Origin of the sequence: uncultured Campylobacter sp., from assembly GCF_937890585.1 — a bacterium.
Taxonomy (GTDB): Bacteria; Campylobacterota; Campylobacteria; order Campylobacterales; family Campylobacteraceae; genus Campylobacter_A.
Genome location: NZ_CALACG010000272.1, coordinates 1 through 5,211 on the forward strand (window position 1 = coordinate 1; position 5,211 = coordinate 5,211).

Sequence of the window (5,211 nt, forward strand, 5' to 3'; positions counted from 1 at the left end):
GTATAAAATAAGAATAGTGCGTGATATCTGTTTTTATGCGCCAAATATTATCTTGTGCGTTAAATTTATGTCAAAGAGTTATCTTTTGCGTTAAATTTTAGATTTGAGCGATCTTGCGTGCTAAATTTAAGAGATAGTAGTTAAATTTGCTATAAAAAAAGTAGATCTGAAAGCTATTTTTAAATCTTAATTAAATTTTATCGTCAAAAAGCGTGTGGATATCTAGTGTATAGTTTTTTGGCATAAAGATCGGTGAGTCTAAAATTTCAAGCACGCCATCATCAAATGAGAGAAATTCCACTACTCTTTTGCGATTGTTGTCAGTTTTTATGCTCATATCGGCTAGTCTAAGTATCTTTACGATCTGCATTTTATCTGCCGTCCATTCAGAAAAAGCTAAAAATTTAGAGTCCTCTGAAAACAAAAAACAAGCAGTCGCTCTCTCGCTAAGTAAAATTTGAAGCGCATCGTCATCTTTGACTAAATTTTGATCCAAGTTTGATAGTCTTTTTGCGTGATTTGAAGGCTCATTTTTTAAATTTAGACAGTGCTCGCTATTTATAAAAAGTCGTAGCTCACCAAGGGTTGGAGCGCCCATAGCGACCTCGCAGCCTTCAAATTTGGCACTAAATTTGCCATCCTTGCTGCATGCGTTTGCCTCGTAGTCCCAAGCTGAGCTCATAAATTTACCTATTAAATTTGCCTGCCATGGCTTTGTAGATATTTAGCTCATCTTGTAAAAGCGTGTATTTTGCTTTTAGTAACCCTATTTTGGCCTCTAGCTCGCTATTTTTAGCCTCTAAAAACTGCTTTAGCTCGACCTTGCCGTAAGAGTATTTTAGCTCGTAAATTTTTGAAATTTCTTCGTAGTTTTTTATCTGCTCTTGGTAGTTTGTAAGCAGTGCTTCGTCATTTATATAGCTCTTATAAAATGCGTCTATCTCGTTTAATGCGCTATTTAGAGTGCTTATGTAGTTTAGTTTTGCAAGCTCGAAATTCGCCTCGCTAACTTTTAAATTTGACTTTAGCTTGTGGTAGTTTAAAAATGGCAAATTCAAAGCAATGTTGCCATTTAGAAATTTAAGACTAAAAGCTTCCTCTTTTTTGTTGGTGCTGCTTTTGAGGCTGGCTCCTAACGTGATGCTTGGATAAAATTCTTTTTGGCTCGCTTTGTAGTTTAAGATGCCCTCTTCTATGCGGTAAATGGCCGCTTTTAGATCAGGGCGGTTTGCTATGGCGCTTGTTGGCACTTCAAGATCAACGCCCACTCTTTTAACGGGACTTAGCGTGAGACCTTCAAATTTAAGCTCAAATTCTGGCCTCTCATTTAGCAAAATCCTAAGCGTTTTTTTAGCACTCACAAGCTCTTTTTTAGCACTTTCTATCTTATTTTGAGCGCTTAAGAGCTGCGAGTTTATCTGTTTTAGGCTTAGCGCCTCCTCTTTGCCAAGCTCAAATTTAAGCCCAACTATCTCATTTAGCTTGTTATAAATTTCTAAAATTTGCTCATAAGTTTTTATGCTCTCGTTTAGATATAAAATTTGAAAATAGACGTCTGAAAGAGAATTTATAATGCTTAACTTGCCGGCTTCCAAGTCAAATTTGCTAGCATCTGCTTCAAAGATCGCTGTGTCTTTTGATTTCTAGCTTTTGCCAAAGATCAAGCTCGTAGCTAAGCCCTATGCTTGAGCGAGCGCTTTATTTACATTTATCGCAGCTTTTGTAAGGTCGGCGTTGTTTTTTAGAGCCATATCCACAAGCTCATTAAGGTAGCTTTGATGATACTGCTTCCACCAAGAGGTGTTTAAATTTACTCACGGCTGGCGTTATCTTCAAGTAAAATTTGCTTGTAGTTTTCATCTATATTTTTAACAGCGCAACCGCTTAAAACGAGCACTAAAGCTAGGCTTAGAAATTTCATATTACTCCCTTGAAAGCGCATCTATTGGATTTAGTTTTGAGGCATTTTTGGCAGGCATGTAGCCAAAGATGATGCCAATAGCCATCGACGTGACAAGTGCAAGCACGATCGAGCCGTTTGAAAAGATCATGCTAAAGCCGTTTAAGAAGTTGTTAAAGACGTAGCCGATAGCGTAGGATAGGACGATGCCAATAGCACCACCTATTAGGCAAAGTAGCACCGCCTCTATCAAAAACTGCTGCAAGATGTTGCTCTGTCTGGCTCCGATCGCCATTTTGATACCGATCTCCTTGGTGCGCTCAGTGACTGAGACTAACATGATGTTCATGACGCCTATGCCCCCAACTACGAGTGAGACGACGGCGATGCTTGAGATGAGAAGGCGCATGGTCGAGATAGTCTCTTCGATCGTTTGCTTGATACTGTCTGAGTTTCTTGTAAAAAAGTCCTTTTTGCCGTGCTTGATCTCTAAAAGCTCGCTTAGGCTCTTTTCGGCGATTTGCGCATTGACACCTTCATTTACTTTAGCTGTGATCGAGCTTATAAATTTATCCCCTGTGACCTTGTTTAGCACAGTCGTGTAAGGAGCGTAAATTTTAAGCGTGCTGGCGTCGCCAATCTTAAAATCATCCTTTTGCAAAACGCCGATAATGCGAAGTGGCTTTTTGTTAAAAAGTATGATCTTGCCGATAGGATCATCATTTTTAAAGATACTATTTTTGGTGTTTTGATCGATTAGAGCGACTGAATCAGAGTTTAAAACCTCGTCATCATCGTAAATTCTGCCCTCTTCTAGCTTTAGCCCATTTACGTCAAAGCTCCCTACTCCACCACCTTTTAAGCTCGCACTTAGCGAGATATTTTCATAGGTTAGCACGCCTGAGGTGCTTGTATTTGGAGTGACGGAGTCTAAAAAGGACTGCTTAGCAAGCATGTTTGCGTCGCTTATGGAGAGCGTTTTTACCTTGCCTGAGAGCATATCGCCAAAGCCTTTGCCTGGCATGATGTCGATCGTGTTTGTGCCGATCTTTCTGATGCCAGCTAAAATTTGCTCCTGCGAGCCTTTGCCAAGGGCCACGACGCTAATGACTGCGGTGATACCTATAATAATGCCAAGCATGGTTAAAAGCGATCTTAGTTTATGAGCTAACATCGCATTTACCGACATTTTAAAGCTCTCTATGAGCTGATCTTTATAGTAGGTAAATTTGCTCTTTTCTGGCTGGCTCTGCTTTGTGGCCTCATAAATTTTGCTATTTTTGACATTGTCGCTTACGATGTTGCCATCTTTTATCTCGATCACCCTGCTTGCGTATTCGGCGATCTTTGGGTCGTGCGTGACGATGATGATAGTGTGGCCTTTTTTGTAAAGATCAACTAAAATTTCCATCACTCTTAGACCACTTTTGCTATCAAGCGCGCCAGTTGGCTCATCAGCCAAGATGATCTCGCCACCATTCATCAGCGCCCTTGCTATGGAGACCCTTTGCTGCTGTCCGCCTGAAAGTTTGTTTGGTAAATTTTTCGCTTTTTCGCTAAGACCAAGAGAGTCTAAAATTTCCATCCCTCTTTTCTCTCGTTCGCTCTTGTTTGCACCTGCGTAGATGCTTGGCAGCGCTACGTTTTCAAGGGCGTTCATCGTGCTAAGAAGGTTGTATCTTTGAAATATAAAGCCAAATTTATCCCTTCTAAGCTTGGCAAGGGCGTCGCTGTCAAATTTAGATATATCTTTGCCGTCCAGCAAATACTCGCCGCCACTTGGGCTATCTAAGCAGCCAAGGATGTTCATAAGAGTTGATTTACCAGAGCCAGACTGACCGATGATGGCTATAAACTCGCCCTTTTTTATCTCTAAATTTATGCCGTGTAGGATCTCTATCTCATTGTCACCTAGCTTAAAGCTTTTGGTGATGTTTTTTAGGCTTATCACTTAAAACTTCTTATGTTCTTTTGCGATCATCTTAGCGATTTCGCTTGATGAGCCTTGAGATGTGATGATCTCGTCGCCTTCATTTATACCGCTAATTATCTGCGTATCGAGGTTATCTTTTATGCCAGTTTTGACCGCTGTTTTTACGGGCTTGCCATCTTTTAGCACATAGACAAAAGTGCCGTTTTCATCTTTTTTGATGCCGATGCTTGGCACGATGATGGCGTCCTCAACATTTGCTATTAAAAGCTCGTTTTGCGTGGTCATGCCTATCCTTAAAATTCCATCTTTGTTATCAACGATGCTTTGCGCGTAATAATAGACCGCCGAGCTGCTGCTAGAGCTACTTGAGTATGAAGACTTACTGCTACTACTTGAGCCGTAGCTGCCATCACTTAGTGTGGTGAGCCCTGGGTCGATCGAGCTAACAGTCGTTTGAAATTTCTTCGTTGGCTCAGAGAGGATCGAGTATTCAACTGGCGTGCCGACTTTTATCTTGGTGATGTCGCCCTCTGCTATTTGCATCTTCATCTTCACATGGCTAAGATCGGCGATATTTACGATAGTTGGCGTAGTTTGGTTGGCATTTACAGTTTGACCCTCTTCAACCTGCACGCTTACAACGGTGCCGTCCCTTGGTGCGGTGATCTTTGTGTAGCCTAAATTTATCTTAGCAGTGCTTAGCTCGATATTTGTCTGCTTGATCTGCGCTTCAAGCTCCTTTATCTTGGCGCTATTTGCACTATATGTGTTTTTTGCGGTTTCAAATTCTTGCTTTGAGGTGGCGTTTTTAGAAAATAGTGCATTTTCTCTATCAAACTGCGTTTTAGCGATATTTAGAGCTACTTTTGCGCTTTCAAGCTGAGCTTTGTAGATGGCAAGCTGTGCTTCTTTATTATCAATGCTATTTTGCTGGGTCGAGCTATCGATACTTGCGATCATATCGCCCTTTTTTACCTGATCTCCAAGCTTAACGTAGAGCTTTTTTATCTGACCGCTCACCTGAGCTCCCACGTCGATTAGCTCGGTGGCGAAAATTTCTCCAGTCGCATCGACCTTTTTGCTAAATGAGCCCTTCTTTGCTTTTTTGGTGATAAACTCCACCTTTTCGTCTTTTACCTTAAAAAAATTATCGTAGATAAAATATCCACCGACGCCTAAAATAAGCAGGATTATTAAAATTTTAGATTTTTTCATCACTTCTCTTTGTAAAAAATTGGTAAATTCTACTCCGTAAGAGTAAATACTCTTTATGCTTCCTCTTGTGCCATGCCAGCCTCTATCAAAAACCTACTTGGCTGGTAGGTCACCTTCTTTATCTTGTCGTATTTTGCATAGCTAAGATATAGCTCGTCTTTCT

4 protein-coding genes are annotated in these 5,211 nt (G+C 40.7%); all 4 read right to left on the reverse strand.

Annotated elements, in window-relative coordinates:
• Positions 1–190 precede the first annotated feature (190 nt).
• A complete protein-coding gene (locus Q0296_RS08185) occupies positions 191–682 on the reverse strand; it encodes a flagellar protein (RefSeq protein ID WP_298039182.1) in 492 nt (163 codons plus the stop codon).
• Positions 683–686: 4 nt separating this feature from the next.
• Positions 687–1,595 carry a TolC family protein gene (locus Q0296_RS08190; RefSeq protein ID WP_298039185.1) on the reverse strand — a complete coding sequence of 303 codons (909 nt, stop codon included), beginning with the start codon at positions 1,593–1,595 and terminating at the stop codon, positions 687–689.
• Positions 1,596–1,922: 327 nt separating this feature from the next.
• On the reverse strand, positions 1,923–3,851 hold the full coding sequence (locus Q0296_RS08195) for a MacB family efflux pump subunit (protein ID WP_298039188.1): 1,929 nt from the start codon (positions 3,849–3,851) through the stop codon (positions 1,923–1,925).
• Positions 3,852–5,048: an efflux RND transporter periplasmic adaptor subunit gene (locus Q0296_RS08200; protein WP_298039190.1), complete on the reverse strand. Its 1,197-nt coding sequence runs from the start codon at positions 5,046–5,048 to the stop codon at positions 3,852–3,854.
• Between the last annotated feature and the right edge of the window lie 163 nt (positions 5,049–5,211).